Origin of the sequence: Streptomyces sp. NPDC091416 (assembly GCF_044756845.1) — a bacterium.
Taxonomy (GTDB): domain Bacteria; phylum Actinomycetota; class Actinomycetes; order Streptomycetales; family Streptomycetaceae; genus Streptomyces.
In genome coordinates this window covers 29,186-44,542 of the sequence record NZ_JBIVTU010000017.1, presented here as the reverse complement: position 1 = coordinate 44,542, position 15,357 = coordinate 29,186, and the positions used below count along the sequence as shown (strand labels likewise).

14 protein-coding genes are annotated in these 15,357 nt (G+C 71.8%); 7 read left to right on the top strand and 7 right to left on the bottom strand.

Features of this window, described 5'->3' with window-relative positions; translation table 11 throughout:
* Positions 1 to 18: 18 nt before the first annotated feature.
* Entirely contained in the window at positions 19 to 1,023 is a 1,005-nt protein-coding gene (locus ACIQMX_RS35965) for a small ribosomal subunit Rsm22 family protein (protein WP_402484411.1), read from the bottom strand.
* A 244-nt stretch (positions 1,024 to 1,267) separates the two neighbouring features.
* Between ACIQMX_RS35965 and ACIQMX_RS35960 the strand changes: the two genes are divergently transcribed.
* The gene (locus ACIQMX_RS35960) at positions 1,268 to 2,566 is read left to right on the top strand and encodes a hypothetical protein (protein ID WP_402484409.1); all 1,299 of its coding nucleotides are present in this window, start codon (positions 1,268 to 1,270) and stop codon (positions 2,564 to 2,566) included.
* Between the two features lie 14 nt (positions 2,567 to 2,580).
* On the opposite strand, the gene ACIQMX_RS35955 is transcribed toward ACIQMX_RS35960, so the two are convergent.
* Positions 2,581 to 3,894 (bottom strand): multidrug effflux MFS transporter, encoded by a 1,314-nt coding sequence (locus ACIQMX_RS35955; protein WP_363073049.1) that lies wholly within the window; start codon positions 3,892 to 3,894, stop codon positions 2,581 to 2,583.
* A gap of 78 nt (positions 3,895 to 3,972) precedes the next feature.
* On the opposite strand from ACIQMX_RS35955, the gene ACIQMX_RS35950 reads away from it, so the two are divergent.
* Complete coding sequence (locus ACIQMX_RS35950; RefSeq protein ID WP_402484407.1) at positions 3,973 to 4,977, top strand: Gfo/Idh/MocA family protein; 1,005 nt, start codon at positions 3,973 to 3,975, stop codon at positions 4,975 to 4,977.
* A gap of 15 nt (positions 4,978 to 4,992) precedes the next feature.
* Here ACIQMX_RS35950 and ACIQMX_RS35945 read toward each other — a convergent pair whose 3' ends face one another.
* Positions 4,993 to 6,621: an alkaline phosphatase D family protein gene (locus ACIQMX_RS35945; protein WP_402484405.1), complete on the bottom strand. Its 1,629-nt coding sequence runs from the start codon at positions 6,619 to 6,621 to the stop codon at positions 4,993 to 4,995.
* A gap of 292 nt (positions 6,622 to 6,913) precedes the next feature.
* On the opposite strand from ACIQMX_RS35945, the gene ACIQMX_RS35940 reads away from it, so the two are divergent.
* On the top strand, positions 6,914 to 7,687 hold the full coding sequence (locus ACIQMX_RS35940; RefSeq protein WP_402484403.1) for an SDR family oxidoreductase: 774 nt from the start codon (positions 6,914 to 6,916) through the stop codon (positions 7,685 to 7,687).
* 74 nt (positions 7,688 to 7,761) lie between these two features.
* Positions 7,762 to 8,646 carry a PhzF family phenazine biosynthesis protein gene (locus tag ACIQMX_RS35935; RefSeq protein WP_402484401.1) on the top strand — a complete coding sequence of 295 codons (885 nt, stop codon included), beginning with the start codon at positions 7,762 to 7,764 and terminating at the stop codon, positions 8,644 to 8,646.
* Between the two features lie 63 nt (positions 8,647 to 8,709).
* Here the strand turns inward: ACIQMX_RS35935 and ACIQMX_RS35930 are convergent, their stop codons facing one another.
* Both ACIQMX_RS35930 and ACIQMX_RS35925 read right to left on the bottom strand, forming a co-directional pair.
* Positions 8,710 to 9,642 carry an NAD-dependent epimerase/dehydratase family protein gene (locus ACIQMX_RS35930; protein ID WP_363073059.1) on the bottom strand — a complete coding sequence of 311 codons (933 nt, stop codon included), beginning with the start codon at positions 9,640 to 9,642 and terminating at the stop codon, positions 8,710 to 8,712.
* Positions 9,639 to 10,718 (bottom strand): ScbA/BarX family gamma-butyrolactone biosynthesis protein, encoded by a 1,080-nt coding sequence (locus ACIQMX_RS35925; RefSeq protein WP_402484398.1) that lies wholly within the window; start codon positions 10,716 to 10,718, stop codon positions 9,639 to 9,641. Before ACIQMX_RS35925 ends, ACIQMX_RS35930 begins: the two co-directional genes overlap by 4 nt.
* A 126-nt stretch (positions 10,719 to 10,844) precedes the next feature.
* On the opposite strand from ACIQMX_RS35925, the gene ACIQMX_RS35920 reads away from it, so the two are divergent.
* Both ACIQMX_RS35920 and ACIQMX_RS35915 read left to right on the top strand, forming a co-directional pair.
* The gene (locus ACIQMX_RS35920) at positions 10,845 to 11,507 is read left to right on the top strand and encodes a ScbR family autoregulator-binding transcription factor (protein WP_148017576.1); all 663 of its coding nucleotides are present in this window, start codon (positions 10,845 to 10,847) and stop codon (positions 11,505 to 11,507) included.
* A 129-nt stretch (positions 11,508 to 11,636) separates the two neighbouring features.
* A complete protein-coding gene (locus ACIQMX_RS35915) occupies positions 11,637 to 12,014 on the top strand; it encodes a VOC family protein (RefSeq protein ID WP_402484396.1) in 378 nt (125 codons plus the stop codon).
* A gap of 47 nt (positions 12,015 to 12,061) precedes the next feature.
* Here ACIQMX_RS35915 and ACIQMX_RS35910 read toward each other — a convergent pair whose 3' ends face one another.
* Complete coding sequence (locus tag ACIQMX_RS35910; RefSeq protein WP_402484394.1) at positions 12,062 to 12,733, bottom strand: response regulator; 672 nt, start codon at positions 12,731 to 12,733, stop codon at positions 12,062 to 12,064.
* A 179-nt stretch (positions 12,734 to 12,912) separates the two neighbouring features.
* Between ACIQMX_RS35910 and ACIQMX_RS35905 the strand changes: the two genes are divergently transcribed.
* Positions 12,913 to 14,403, top strand: a complete 1,491-nt coding sequence (locus ACIQMX_RS35905; RefSeq protein ID WP_402484392.1) for a sensor histidine kinase — start codon at positions 12,913 to 12,915, stop codon at positions 14,401 to 14,403.
* 75 nt (positions 14,404 to 14,478) lie between these two features.
* Here ACIQMX_RS35905 and gntA read toward each other — a convergent pair whose 3' ends face one another.
* A complete protein-coding gene (gene gntA, locus ACIQMX_RS35900; protein WP_363073069.1) occupies positions 14,479 to 15,153 on the bottom strand; it encodes a guanitoxin biosynthesis heme-dependent pre-guanitoxin N-hydroxylase GntA in 675 nt (224 codons plus the stop codon).
* Positions 15,154 to 15,357 lie beyond the last annotated feature (204 nt).

The window sequence follows — 15,357 nt, the reverse complement described above, 5'->3', positions numbered from 1 at the left end:
TCCCGCGCCCCCGGGGGGCTACGACTGTCCCGCGTCCTCCGGGGGCGGCCACGCGTCGCCCCAGTCGGTGTCCCGGGCGGCGCGGTAGAGCGCGCCGTGCCGCTTGGTGACCGTGGCGCGTTGCAGCGCCTCGTCCCGGGTGCAGAGCTCCAGCAGCACCTGGCCCTTGCGGATCTGCGGCCGGCGGGTGACCCGCGCCTCCACGGGCGCCGCGGCGAAGCGGGTCGCGACGACGTAGCTGAACTTCTCGTCCTCGTACGGCAGCGAGCCGCCCTTCACCTTCCGGTGCAGCGACGAGCGGCTGACCCGGGCCGAGAAGTGGCACCAGTCCGTGCCCGGCTCGATGGGGCAGGCGTCGCTGTGCGGGCAGGGCGCGGCGACGGTGAGCCCTGCGGCGATCAGCCGGTCGCGGGCCTCGATGACGCGGGCGTAGCCGTCGGGAGTGCCGGGCTCGACGATCACGACGGCCTGGGCCGCACGGGCCGCGGCGTCGACGAGGGCGGTCCGGGCCCCGGGCGTGAGTTCGCCCAGCACATAGGAGACGGTCACCAGGTCGGCGGCGTCCAGTGCCAGGTCCTCCCCGATGCGGGCCCGCTGCCACGCGGCGGCGCGCAGCCCCGGGAGGCCGGAGGCCCCGGCCAGCTCACGGCCGAGCGCGAGGGCCGGCTCGGCCCAGTCCAGGACGGTGGTCCGCGGCCCGTCCCAGGCCCCGGCGACGGCCCAGCTCGCCGCGCCGGTGCCGCCGCCGACGTCGGTGTGCGTGGCCGGGGCCCAGTCCGGGGCGGCGTCGCGCAGGGCGTCGAGGGCGGACCGTATGGCCTCGAACGTCGCGGGCATCCGGTACGCGGCGTACGCGGCGACGTCCGAGCGGTCGCGGAGCAGCGGGGCGTCGGTGGGAGTCTTCCCCCGGTAGTTGGCGATGAGCCGGTCGACGGCCTGGGCGGCCTGCTTGGGCGGCAGCCCGTCGAGGAGTCCGGCCAGGGCCGCGCGCAGGGCTTCCGCGGTGGGGAGGGTGGCGTTCACCGAGGAATTGTAGGCGGCCGCGAACGGCCCGGACTCCGTGCCGAATCGGGACGGAACGGGGACGGAACCGAACTGCGAAGGCGTACGGACCAGTTGCTACGCTGACCGGCGCGAAGGCTCTGAGGCCCCGGGCGGGAATTGCTCGCGCGAAGGCCCGGGTCGGGGATTGCTCATCGGGGGGACCATGAGACTGCAGTTCGGGCGCCTGGCTCCGGCCGGCGGAGGGACCACGAGGCAGCGCGTCGTGCGTCTGGCTCTGGTCGGCGGGCTGCTGGTGCTGGCGCTGCTGCTCCTGCTGGCCACCTGCGGTGGCGGCGGCAAGAAGAAGGACGACGGCAAGCCGAAGACGCCGGTGAGGAAGAGCACGGGCCCCGCCACGCAGCTGACCGTCCCGGCCTCGTACACGACGGGGCGCGGCTGGGAGCTGGCCGACATCTCTCCGGACTACGCGGTCTCCCGGACGACCGGACGGCTCGCCTTTCTGGTGCGGACGGCCGAGGGCGAGTACCGGCTGCGCACGATCGACTCGGAGACCGGGCGGGCCGGCTGGAGCGGGGACGCCTGGCGCCCGCCGGCGGCCTCGCACTTCCCGAAGCTGCTCACCGTGACCACGGACGACCAGGAGTACTTCGTGACCTGGTCGTACGGGAAGGTCGGCCAGGAGGCACCGGCGCCCGCCGACCGGATCGTCTCCCTCGACATCTACACCGTGGAGGACGGTGGCCGGCAGCGCGTGGACGTGCCGTGGGCCACGGCTCCGACCGTCACCGGCACCGGTCCCGGCATCGTGATCGGCAACGGCGGGGCCACGAGCGCGGTCGTCGACCCGGCGACGGGCAGGATCACCAGGGTTCCCGCCAAGGCGCTGAAGTACCCGAAGGGCTGTGCGTCCTGCAAGCAGCTCACCGAGGTGCGCGGCCTGACGTCGAAGGGCCTGCTGGTGAGCGGGGCCCGGGAGTTCTGGGTGCAGGGCGGCTGGTTCAGCCGGAACGTGGCGCCCAAGGGCGCCGACCGGCAGAGCGGCGTCCCGGCGTCCGTGGTCCCCGGGGTGATGCTGGTGAAGTGGCAGCTGGCCAAGGGCGCGAAGCTCGCCGCGACCCATGACCTGTGGACGGTGCACGACACGGAGACGGGCAAGGCACTGGTCTCCGTACGGTGCCACAAGCCGGCGATCGAGCCGGGCCAGTACCCGCAGGCCGTCGTCTCGCCGTCGGGCGGCTATCTGGTGGCCGGGAACCTCGCCTTCGACCTGGAGGCCGGCAAGGGCTTCTGCTTCGAGGACACCGAGGGGTCCAGGACGCTCGCCCTGGCCTCGGTGACCGATGACGGCAAGGCGTACGGGGCGACGAACGTGCGCAACGCGGCGGACGCGCTGACCGGCGGCGGCTTCCCCCTTGAGGCCGACCTCTCGACGGGGGCGACGGATCTGCTGTCACCGAACGCCCGGATCCCCGGCTCGGAGGGTGCCGAGGGCGTCGGGCTGTTCCGCTGGACCGACGACAACGACCGGCTGCACCTGATCGGCTACCCCCGGGCCGGCTGACCGCGACGCGGCCCTCAGGGCCGGGCGGCCAGCTGCTGCCAGGGCCGGCACATCACCAGGAAGCAGACCATCGCGCCCACCGCGCACACCAGCTGCACGACGGCCATCGGCACGGCCGTGGCCTCGCCCGCGATCCCGACGAGCGGCGAAGCCACCGCGCCGATCAGGAACGAGGACGTACCGAGCAGCGCCGAGGCGGAACCCGCCGCGTGCTTGGTACGCATGAGCGCCTGGGCGTTGGTGTTCGGCATGGCCAGGCCCATCGCCGACATCAGCACGAAGAGTCCGGTCGCCACCGGTACGAGTCCGACGTCCCCGAAGACCCCGGACGTCATCAGCAGCAGCGCCGTCGCGGCCAGCACGATGACCGAGAGCCCGAAGCCGAGCGCCTTGTCGAGGCTGATCCGGCCGACGAGGACCTTGCCGTTGATCTGGCCCACGGCGATCAGCCCGACCGAGTTGATGCCGAAGAGCAGGCTGAAGGTCTGCGGCGAGGCGCCGTAGATCTCCTGGATGACGAAGGGGGACGCGCTCACGTAGGCGAAGAGTGCGGCGAAGGCGAGGCTGCCGGCGATCATGTAGCCGCTGAAGACACGGTCGGCGAGCAGCCCGCGCATGGTGCGCAGCGCGTCGCCGACGCCGCCGGTGTGGCGGTCGGCGGGCGGCAGGGTCTCGTGCAGCCACTTCCAGACGACGAGGGTGAGCAGGACGCCGACGACGGTCAGGACGGCGAAGATGCCCCGCCAGTCGGTGATCCGCAGGACCTGTCCGCCGATGACCGGGGCGATGACGGGGGCGACTCCGGAGATCAGCATCAGGGTCGAGAAGAACCTGGCCATCTCCACGCCGTCGTACATGTCGCGCACGACGGCCCGGGCGATGACGATTCCGGCCGCGCCCGCGAGGCCCTGGAGGAGACGGAAGCCGATGAGGAGTTCGGCGGTCGGCGCGAAGACGCAGATCGCGGTGGCGAACACGTAGACGATCATCCCGAGGAGCAGCGGGCGGCGCCTGCCCCAGCGGTCGCTCATCGGGCCGACGACGACCTGGCCGAGTGCCATGCCGGTGAGGCAGGCGGTCAGGGTGAGCTGGACGGTCGCGGCCGGTGCGTGCAGCGAGTCGGTGACGGCGGGGAGCGCCGGGAGGTACATGTCCATGGACAGCGGCGGCAGTGCGGTCAGACCGCCGAGGACCAGGGTGACGAGGATTCCGGTGCGCCGGGCTGCCGCGGTGGCGGCGGAGCCGGGTGGAGGGGTGAGTGGGGGGCGTATGGCCCCGGTGTCGGTCGTGGGTATCCGCTGGGCCCGGCTGAGGCCGCTGTCCGGCATTCTCATCTCCATACTTGTTGAATCCGCCTCTATGCTCTCAGCTCAGCCGGAATGGTCGACACCTTTTTGGGAGCGTGCATGAGCAGGACTGTCCGTTGGGGCGTGCTGGCGACAGGTGGGATCGCGGCGACCTTCACCGCCGACCTGCAGGCGATGCCCGATGCGGAGGTGGTGGCCGTGGCCTCCCGGACGGACGCCTCGGCACAGGCCTTCGCGGAGCGGTTCGGGATACCGCGGGCGTACGGCAGCTGGGCCGCGCTCGTCGCCGACGAGGAGGTCGACGTGGTGTACGTGGCCACGCCGCACTCCGCGCACCGGGAGGCGGCCGCCCTGGCCCTGGAGGCCGGGAAGCACGTGCTGTGCGAGAAGGCGTTCACGATCAACGAGCGCGAGGCCCGGGAGCTGGTGAAGCTCGCCCGGGACCGCGGCCTCTTCCTGATGGAAGCGATGTGGACGTACTGCAACCCGGTCATCCGGCGGATGACGGAGCTGGTGCGCGACGGGGCGATCGGCGAGATCCGCACCGTGCAGGCCGACTTCGGCTTCGCGGGCGACTTCGACGCCGGGCACCGGCTGCGCGACCCCGCGCTGGGCGGCGGCGCGCTGCTGGACCTCGGGGTCTATCCGGTGTCGTTCGCGCAGCTGCTGCTGGGCGAGCCGGACCGGGTGCAGGCCGATGCGCTGCTGTCGCCGGAGGGCGTGGACCTGAACACGGGCATGCTGCTGGGCTGGGAGTCGGGGGCGAACGCGCTGCTGTCCTGCTCGCTCGTCGGGCACCATCCGACGGCCGCCACGGTGATCGGGACGGCGGGCCGGATCGACTTCCCGCAGAGCTTCTTCTATCCGCAGAGCTTCGTGCTGCACCGGGCGGGCCGGGAGCCGGAGGAGATCACCTCCGGCCCGGGGCCACAGGGTCTGTCGGGCATGCAGTTCGAGGCGGCCGAGGTGATGCGGGCGGTCCGGGCGGGCGAGACGGAGTCCCCGCTGGTGCCGCTGGACGGTTCGCTCGCGGTCATGCGGACGCTCGATGCGGTACGTGAGCGCATCGGCGTCCGCTACCCCGTGGACGGCCTGGTGCCGTAGGGCGTCCGGCCCGGGTCAGGCCGGGGTCAGGCCCGGGTTGCCGGCCTCCGTGACGAACGAGGCGGCCGTCGTCACGGGGGCGCCGGGCGTGGTGACGGCGGACACCGTGCGGTAGTCGGCGCGCGCCTGGCCCTCCTGGAGCGTGACGAGGGCGTACCCGCGGCGCCCGTTGTAGAACTTCATGTGCGGGTTGGCGGCCATGAGGTTGGCCCAGTTGGCGGGCTTCTCCGAGCCGTTCTTGCCGCTGGCGACGGAGGTGGCGACGATCTCGGTGCCGACGGTACGGGAGGCGGGGTCGGCGAAGTCCCGCTTCAGGTCGAAGGCGTAACCGACGTGCACGTCGCCGGTCAGCACCATCAGGTTGTCCACGCCCGCGGCCTCGGCACCCCTCAGGACGCGGTCGCGGGACGCAGGGTAGCCGTCCCAGGAGTCCATGGAGAGCTTGTAGGCGTCGGTCGGGACGTCGCGGCGCTGGGCGAAGGTGACCTGCTGCGGGACGACGTTCCAGGTGGCCTTCGAGTGGCGCCAGCCGTCGATGAGCCAGCGTTCCTGGGCGGCGCCGGTCAGGGTGCGCGACGGGTCCTCGGACTCGGGTCCGGGGGTCTGCCAGCCGTCGCCGTACGCCTGGTCGCTGCGGTACTGGCGGGTGTCGAGGATGTCGAACTGGGCGAGCCGGCCGAACTGCAGGCGCCGGTAGAGCTTCATGTCCGGGCCGTCGGGCAGCTGCGGGGCGCGCAGCGGCTGGTTCTCCCAGTACGCGCGGTAGGCGGCGGCCCGGCGGATCAGGAACTCCTCGGGCGGCACGCTGTTCTCGGGGGTCTCGCCCGCGTAGTTGTTCTCGGTCTCGTGGTCGTCCCAGGTGACGACGAAGGGGTGCGCGGCATGGGCGGCGCGCAGGTCCGGGTCCGACTTGTAGAGGGCGTACCGCAGCCGGTAGTCCTCCAGCGTGGTCGTCTCCCGGTTGAAGAGGGCGGGCAGGGTCCGGTCGGTGTAGTTGCGGGCTCCGCCGGTCGCGGTGACGGCGTACTCGTACAGGTAGTCGCCGAGGTGGAAGACGACGTCCACGTCCTCCTGGGCGAGGTGCTTGTACGCGGTGAAGTAGCCGTCGTGGTAGGCCTGGCAGGAGACCGCGGCCAGGGACAGTTCGCGCTTGTGGGCGCCGGGCGCGGGGGCGGTACGGGTCCGGCCGACGGGGCTGGTCCACTGTCCGGCGCGGAAGCGGTAGTAGAGCACGCGGTCCGGTCCGAGGCCCTTGACCTCCACGTGGACGCTGTGGTGGAACTCCGGGTGGGCGGTGGCGGTGCCGCGCCGGACGATGTGCCGGAAGCGCTCGTCGCGGGCCACTTCCCAGCGCACCTCGATACGGGCTGCGGGCAGTCCGCTGTCGGGCTCGAACGGGCGGGGCGCGAGTCTCGTCCACAGGAGGACGGATTCGGGCAGCGGGTCGCCCGAGGCGACGCCGAGGGTGAACGGGTCCTCGCCGATCTGCCGGGTGTCGAGCTCGGCGGCGCTCGCCGCTCCCGCGGCCGGCAGCCCGACGGAGAACGCGAGTGCGGCGGCGGCTCCGGTGACGGTGAGGAAGCGGCGGCGGCCGGTGTTCCGGACCGCGTCGCGCAGCTCCTGCTGGTGCGATGAGAGCGTCATCTGTCCCTCCCCTGACTGGTGATGTGGGGGAAGTCCACCGGCCCGACACATCGGGCGGTTGTCGTGCTCGCGTCGCACGGGCGTCGCCCGGATGAGGAACGCGGCAGGAATGGATCCCCGGGGGCAAACTCCGCGTTCGCGGCAAAACCATGATCATTAACTTCGGCCGCGGCGGCCGGGAAATCGCCGGGACGGCGCGCGGGAATCACCCACGGGAGGCGAACACCCCACCCGGACGCGCCGTTTGCCCCCGGCCGCGTCCCGCGGAACGGGCGGCGTACGCTGCCGCACCATGAGCAACAAACTGTTGAACTCCACGACGAGGACGGCCGTGGTCACGGGCGCGGGCTCCGGAATCGGCCGCGCGGTGGCGCTGGCACTGTGCGGCGCCGGCTGGTCGGTGGCGCTCGCGGGCCGCCGCCCGGAACCCCTGGCCGAGACAGCCGCGCTGGCCGGGCCGGACGCCCGGGTGATCACCGTGCCCGCCGACGTGTCGCGCCCGGACGACGTGGACGCCCTGTTCTCCTCCGTACGGGAGTGCTTCGGCCGCCTCGATCTGCTCTTCAACAACGCGGGCACCTTCGGGCCGCGCGCCGTGCCGGTCGAGGACATCGCGTACGACGACTGGCGCACGGTGGTCGACGTGAACCTGACGGGGGCGTTCCTGTGCGCGCAGGCGGCGTACCGCCAGATGAAGGACCAGGACCCGCAGGGCGGCCGGATCATCAACAACGGCTCGATCTCCGCGCACGCGCCGCGCCCGCACTCGGTCGCCTACACCGCGACCAAGCACGCGATGACCGGCCTGACGAAGTCGCTGTCGCTGGACGGCCGCCCGTACCGGATCGCCTGCGGGCAGATCGACATCGGCAACGCCGCGACCGAGATGACCGAACGGATGCGGACCGGGATCCTCCAGGCCAACGGCGAGCTGGCCGTGGAGCCCGTGATGGCCGCCTCGGACGTGGCGCGGACGGTGCTCCACATGGCGGAGCTGCCGCTGGAGGCGAACGTCCAGTCCGTCACCGTGATGGCGACGGGGATGCCGTACGTGGGCCGGGGCTGACGGGAGCGGGGAGCGGGGCGCACACCGTGCCGCGGCCCGGGAATGGTCCCGGGCCCGGCGCGGTTGTCGTGCGCATGAGCGATCTTCCGCAGTCCGCCGTCCTGCGCTACACCGCCTTCTCCGCCGACCCCGCGGGCGGAAATCCCGCCGGCGTCGTGCTGGACGCCTCCGGCATGGACGAGGCGGGCATGCTCGCCGTCGCGGCGGAGCTCGGGTACAGCGAGTCGGCGTTCCTGACCGGCCGGACCGAGGCGTCGGAGACCGGTGCCCGCGGCTACGCGATCCGCTACTTCAGCCCGAAGGCCGAGGTCCCGTTCTGCGGTCACGCCACCGTGGCCACGGCCCTGGCGCTCGCCGAGCGGGACGGCCCCGGGGACCTGGAGTTCGCCACGGCGGCGGGCCCGGTGCCGGTCGCCGTCGTCCGCGAGGGGACCGCGCTGCGGGCGACCCTCACCAGCGTGGAGCCGCACGTCACGGACGCCGCCGCCGAGGACGTCGCGGAGGCGCTGGCCGCGCTGGCGTGGCCGGCCGCCGATCTCGACCCGGCCCTGCCGCCCCGGATCGCGTACGCGGGCGCCCGTCATCTGGTGCTGGCGGCCGCGAGCCGTGAGCGGCTGGCGGCGCTCTCCTACGACTTCGCGCGCCTCGAAGCGCTGATGCACCGGCTGGACCTCACCACGGTCCAGCTGGTGTGGCGCGCTTCGGACACCGTCTTCCACGTCCGCGACCCGTTCCCGGTCGGCGGGGTGGTCGAGGACCCGGCGACGGGCGCGGCGGCCGCCGCGTTCGGCGCGTACCTGCGCACCCTGTCGCTGGTCCCGGAGGCCGCCGTGCTGACCCTGCACCAGGGCGAGGACATGGGCCGCCCCGGCACGCTGACGGTGACCCTGCGGGCGGGCGACGCGCGGGTGCGGGTGAGCGGGACGGGGACCCGCATCCCGGACCCGGCGGGCGCGTGAGGCCCGGCCTCGGCGGCCGTGGCGGCCTCAGCGGCCCGGCCGGCTTCAGCGGCTTCAGCGGCTTCAGCGGCTGAGGAACTCCCGGTACCAGGGAGCGTGCTGCGCGAAGGACGTCCGGAAGTCCGGGCCCGGGGCGCAGCCGAGGTCCTCGCCCAGCCGTTCGTCGGCGAACCAGTGGTCCACGGTGAGCATGTCGAAGTGGTGCGTGGCGTACGGGACGCCCGCCAGCCGGGCACGGGCCTCGTCCAGTGCGATCTCCGTGCCCGCCCAGGGCAGCCCGAGTTCGCCGAGCACCGTGGACAGCAGGTCCGAGCAGGTCACCGGCTCGGGGTGGTTGACGTGGTAGATGCCGGACGGCGGCTTCGGGGCCAGTGCCGCCCCGAGCAGTGCGCGGCCCAGCGTCTCCACGTCGATCAGCGAGTGACGGGCGTCGCAGCCGGCCGGTGCCGCCGACAGGTACCTCAGCAGGGCGACCAGTCCGGGGATCGCCCACCGGTCCCCCGCCCCGTGCACGATGTGCGGGCGCAGGACGGCTCCGCCGGCGGCCAGGACGTGCTGCTCGGCGGCGACCCGGGTCAGGCTGGTGGCGGAGACGGGGGCGGGCTCGGCCACTCCGGGAAGCAGCGCGGTGAAGGGGCCCCGGCCGTAGACGGACGCGGTGCTCAGCAGGACGATCCGGCCCACTCCGCCGCGTACGGCCTCGTCGACCAGCGCGCGGGTGCCGTGGTCGTTGACGGTCCGGGCGGTCTGCTCGTCGGAGCCGACCCGTGAGGCGCAGTGGATCACGGCGTCGACGCCGTCGCAGCTGCCGCGCAGCGATCCGGGGTCGGCGAGGTCCCCGTACACCGTCTCGCAGCTGAGCCCGTCCGCCGGGGTGTCGAGGGCGGTCCGGTGGGTCATCAGACGCGGCCGGATCCCGGGCGTCGCGCGGGCGGCGGCGGCCACCCGGCTGCCGATGAAACCGGTCGCGCCGGTGATGAGGATGCGGGGGGTCATGAGAGGTCCGTTCTGACATCGCCGGGCCCGGCCGGGTGGAGTTCCGGCGAGCGGAGGGTGCAGGTGAAAGCCGGTTTGCCGTCCTGAACGGCCCGTATGAGCACTCCGGCGGGCGCGAGTGGGTCCTCCCCGTCGGCCGGGAGCACCGTGGCCTCGATCCGGCAGGGACGGTCCAGCTCGACGTACTGGAGGAAGTCGGCCTCCAGCGCCGTCGGCAGGAAGGCCGAGCCGGTGGCCGCGTGCGCGGCCTGCCGGGCCGCCTCCAGCAGCAGGATGCCCGGTACGTGGTCATTGGGGCGGCCGAAGAGCGTCGGATGCCGGGTGTCGAGCCGCAGGAGCCAGGTGCCGGGGTCCGTACCGGGCGCCAGGACGACGTCGTTCTCGGAGGTCCTGCCGACCGTGCGGGGTGCGACGGCGGGCAGGAGGGGTATCGGGGCGTCGAGGACGGCGCCGCGGTGGCCGCGCAGCCGCTGGTAGGCCGCGGCCGAGGTGCAGCTGATCCGGCCGCCGCCGGTGGCGAGCACGGTGCCGCGGCGGTGCAGGAGGAGTTCGATGTGCATGGAGCCGAGGCTCCGGCCCCGGCGGCGGATCCGGGAGCAGGACACGTCCACCGTGATGTCCCACGGGTCCTCGCCCAGCTCCAGCCGTTCCGACGCGGAGGTGTACCGCAGCTCCCACATCACGAAGGCGTCGCCGACCGGCACACCGAACTGGGCGTGGGCGATCAGCATCGTCGTCTGCCGCATGGTCTCGGCTATGAGCAGGGGGTCCTGATGACTGCCCCCGACCGGGGCGAAGAAGCGGTGGGCCCGTGGCCAGTGGGCCGGCACGGAGAACTGGGTGTCGGTGAGCTGGGTGAGCCCGGTGGGAAAGACGTCGCGCGGGTCGGTCCGGTGGACCAGCTGTCTCAGCCGGTCGGGTGAACCGTCTCTGCGGCCGGGTCCCTCCCCGGCCGGGGCGCCGGTCTCTTCCGGGCCGGCGGAGGAGGCCTCGGCGCGGCCGGCATCCGTGGAGTGCCCGGCCCGCTCTACGCTCTCCACCGACATCGAAGCGCTGCGTGAGGTGAGCTGAACCATGAAGTTCCCCCAGGAGGATCCGAGTCAAAGGGCCGAGCCGCCCCGCAGTAAGATACTGACAGCCCGGTTTTCCTTTCCAGCCAACCCCCTGTGGCACCAACCACGCCACCAGTCAGAGAGAAGCTGATGGCACAGCAGGCGCGCGCGATCCAGACCCGCCGGTCGATCCTGGTGGCGGCCGCCGACGTGTTCGACGAGCGCGGGTACAGCAGCGCGACCATCAGCGAGATCCTGGCACGTGCGGGAGTGACCAAGGGCGCGCTGTATTTCCACTTCGCCTCGAAGGAGGATCTCGCCCTCGGGGTGATGGACATACAGCTGCACAGCGATCCGCTGCCGCCCCAGCTCACGAAGCTCCAGGAGCTGGTGGACCAGGGCATGCTCCTCGCCTACCGGCTGCGCCATGAGCCACTGGTCCGCGCCAGCGTCGGCCTGGCCATGGACCAGGCCGTGGAGGGCCTCGACCGCGGCACGCCCTTTCGCGGCTGGATAGACCGGCTCGAACATCTCCTGGTGGCCGCCAAGGGGCAGGGCGAGCTGCTGCCGCACGTCGATCCGGGCGAGGCCGCCGAGATGCTGGCGGGATCCTTCTCGGGCATCCAGGTGATGTCCCAGGTCCTGTCCAACCGCGAGGATCTCGGCCGGCGGATCTCGGTCCTGCTGCACTATGTGCTCCCGAGCATCTCGACCCCGGCCGTTCTGGCCACTCTGGACATGGCCGAAGATCGCGGTGAGCGTCTGCTCCGCAGCCTCGAAACCGTACCGAGCCAGGCCGGCGCCCCCAACTGACCTCCTGCGCGCGCCCCGTGACCGCCGTAACCAGACCGCGCGGTCCGCAAGCGGCGGCGTGAGCGCACCGTGGCCGGGGTCGGGTCGTAAGCTCGGTGGCTCAGCGCCATCCACCGACAGGAGCCGCCGATGTCCGTCCGCCGCGTCGTCCCCAACATCGTGACCGGCACGGGTGACGGAACCGGGGACGCCTCCGGAGTCATGCGGGCCAACGCCGCCTTCTACGGGCTCCTGGGCCTCGAAGAGGTCATGAACCAGGGCTGGATCATGACGCTCGCCTCGCCCTCCCACCCCACGGCCCAGGTCAGCATCATGACCGCGGACAGGACCGCGCCGCTCACTCCCGATCTGAGCGTGGAGGTGGAGGACGTGGACGCGGTGTACGCGGCGGCGGTGCGCAGCGGCGCGGAGATCGTGTACGGCCCGGCCGACGAGGAGTGGGGCGTGCGCCGCTTCTTCGTACGCGATCCGAACGGGCGCGTCGTCAACGTCCTGAGCCATGGCTGACCCGTCGGGTGCCGGCCGGACGCCTCTGCGGGGTACGGGACCTGTCCTCAGTCGGCCGCTGTGATCAGATCCGCCTCATGGGCGATGATCGCGGCCTGTACCCGGTTGCCGACGTCCAGTCTCCTGAGGATGGAACTGACATGAGTTTTCACCGTGCCCTCCACGAGGTCCAGGCGACGGGCGATCTGCGCGTTCGACAGGCCCGCGCCGAGCAGCCCCAGCACGACGCGCTCGCGGCCGCTGAGCCGGGCGGCCTGCTCGCGGGCGGCCGATTTCCGCGACATGTTCTCCAGGGACAGGCCCCGGATCACCCGGTGCGCCGCTTCGGGGGAGAGATAGGCGGCGCCGTCGGCCACCGCGTGCACACCCGCGATCAGTTCACGCGGGTCACCCGACTTCAGCAGGAAGCCGCTCGCACCGTTGCTCAGGGCGCGCGCGATGTAGTCGTCGTTGCTGAAGGTCGTGAAGATGATCACGGCGGTGCGCGAGGAGGACCTCAGGATCTCGGACGTCGCGTCCAGCCCGTCCAGCAGCGGCATCTGGACATCCAGCAGGGCGACATCCGGCTGGTGACGGTGGACCATCTCCACGGCCTGACGGCCGTCGGCGGCCTCGGCCACCACCTCGATCTCCTGGTCGGCCGAGAGAATCGCCCGGGCTCCCGCCCTCATCATCGGTTCGTCGTCAGCGAGCAGAACTCGAATCACCTGATTACCCATTCTCTCTTCGCCCCGGCCGGTGCCGTGTCGGTTCACAGCCAGGAATCCCTGTGAAAGGCGTCAAGGGTCCCCGAAGGAGCGGTGAACCCGAGCGGCGGTCCGGCCGTTCCCGCTTCCTTGCCGCTTACGCCGAACGACGTAAGGCTATCTGGAGCGTAGCGCTGTGGTGCGGGCTCTCCGTGCCGCCACTGCTCGGCTCCCCCACCGATCTGACGTCGTCGACGGCCTGGTGGAGACTGGGCGGGCTCGTCCTCCTCGTGCCGGTCGTCGCTTTCCGGGAACGCCACCTTCCGCTGGCCTGGGGTGCCGGCGCGGCGCTCAGTGTGGTCAATCCCTGGTACTCGCCCGCCCTGTTCGCGATGAGTTATCTCGTGGGCCGGCGCAAGATGCGCGAACGGCCCCTGGAAATCGCCATCGCGGCGGGGGTGGTCGCCGCGACCGTCCTCACCACCGGAATGAAGTCCGGCCATCTCACCACGTGGCTGAATGCCGCCCCCCTGCTCGTCGGCGCCGTGACGGCCTGGCTGGCCGGCCGGCACCGGCACCAACGCCGCGAGCTCGAAATGGCCGGCTGGCAGCGCGCCCAGCATCTGGAGCGGGAGCAGCAGCTCAGCGTCGACCGGGCCAGGATCCGTGAACGGGCCAGCATCGCACAGGACATGCACGATCAGCTCGGCCATGACCTCACCCTCATCGCCATGCTGGCCGCCGCGCTCGAGGTCTCCCCGCGCCTGGACGAGGCGGCCAGGTCCACCGCCAGTGAACTGCGCGTCAACTCGGCCCAGGCGATCACCAGGCTCGGCGACATCATCGGCGTGCTGCGCGTGGACGCCTCCCAGGAACCGGCGCCGTCGCTGCGCGAGGACGTGATGAGCACCGTGGACCGGGCGCGTACCGCCGGCATGCTCATCGAGTTGAAGCGGCGAGGCCTCGACCTCCCGGCGCCGCGGGGCGTCGAGGAGGCCGTGCAGCGCGTCGTGAAGGAGGCGCTGACCAATGCGGCCAAGCACGCCCCGGGTGCCGAGATCCAGGTGCTGCTGGAGCGCTTGACGGACCTCACCCGGGTGACCGTCACCAACGAGGCGCCGGACAGTCCGCCCCACGACACCAGCGGCAGCGGGATGGGGCTGGTCGGGCTCGCCGAGCGGGTCCGGGTCCTGGGCGGCACCCTGGCCGCGAACCCCCTCGAACACGGCGGCTTCGAGGTGGCGGCGCAGTTGCCGCATTCGGGCACCGGCACCGACCGGTCCCCGGGCCCGGATGCCGGCGGGCTGCTGGGTGCGCCCGTCTCGGTCAGGGCCCGGCAGCGGGCCGAACGCCGGGTGCGCCGCAGTCTGGTGGCCGTGGTGGCCGTGCCGGTCGCGGCGACGGCCGCGGTGGCCGTGCTGATGATCGGCTACTTCTCCCGGACGTACGAGAGCATGACGCTCGACAAGGACGTCTACCGGGGTCTGCGACAGGGCCAGAAATGGGAGGACCTGCGCTCCCAGCTCCCCGACCAGCAGGTGAATCCGCGGGATGCGCTGCGGGGTCCGGCGATCCCGGAGCAGGCCTCCTGCCGGTACTACCGAGCCGACGGCGGCGGCTTCTTCTCCATGGGGCCCGGGGTGTACCGGCTGTGCTTCACGGACGGTCAGCTCGTGGCCAAGGACGAGTTGCGCGAGAAGTGAGAGCGGGCCGTCCCCGCAGTCGTGCGCTGCGGGGACGGCCCTGCAAGGCCGGGGCCGATGTCCGCGGCCCGACGGTCATCCGGCCGGCGCGTGCATCCCGGGTTCCGGGTGGAACGGGCACTTCCAGTCGGCCGGTACGGCCCGCCCCGAGTACTGCCGCGCCTCCGACGAGGTGCCGTGATCGGCCAGCATGGGATTGACGCTTCCCTGCAGCCGCAGTTCCTTGGCACGAATCTTGCGCTGCAGTCCGAAGTACGTTCCGTCGGCCTTCAGCCTGCCGAACTGTTCATGGGAGTTGAAGACCAGCGCGGGGTACGAGAACCGCCGGGAGATCCGCGAGGAACCGGGATTGAGTCCGGCGACGAAGAACGGCCGGCCCCCGACGCTGAATCCGAACGCGGACGATTCCGTGTCGCTCGAGTAACCCTCGCTCCAGGAATAGGACTTCGCGTCCAGCCGGTGGAGCCGGCCCAGCTGCCCCCACAGCGCCTCTTCGAACTCTTCCTCTCCGCACTCCCTGGGCGTACGGAATATGGCGACGAACGAGGCGAAATCATGCTCCGCGGAGATATTCGCATCAATGAATTCAATGAGATTCTGATGCAATTTACCCGTGCAGTCGTCAGAATCCAGCTCTTCATATACATGCGTGACCAGAAGGTCCTGACGAACTGCCGCGCGCGCCCCCAGGCAGGTGAAGGCATCGCCATTTATCCAGGAGACAAGTTCCTCCTCGATACTCCGCTGCACCGTACCCCCTCCGTTCCGACACAAGGTTTGCGACCGTAGCACCCGGTCACGCGGGTCCGAATCGCGAGCACCCTCTTTAAGCTGGGGCTGAATATGGGTCACCACGACACCGCAGCCACGGGGCACGGAGACCTCAATGACTCTTAAGCTGAGAGTTAATGACCCCGTCTTTTGGTTGCACGGAACACGGGCAGCGCAATACGT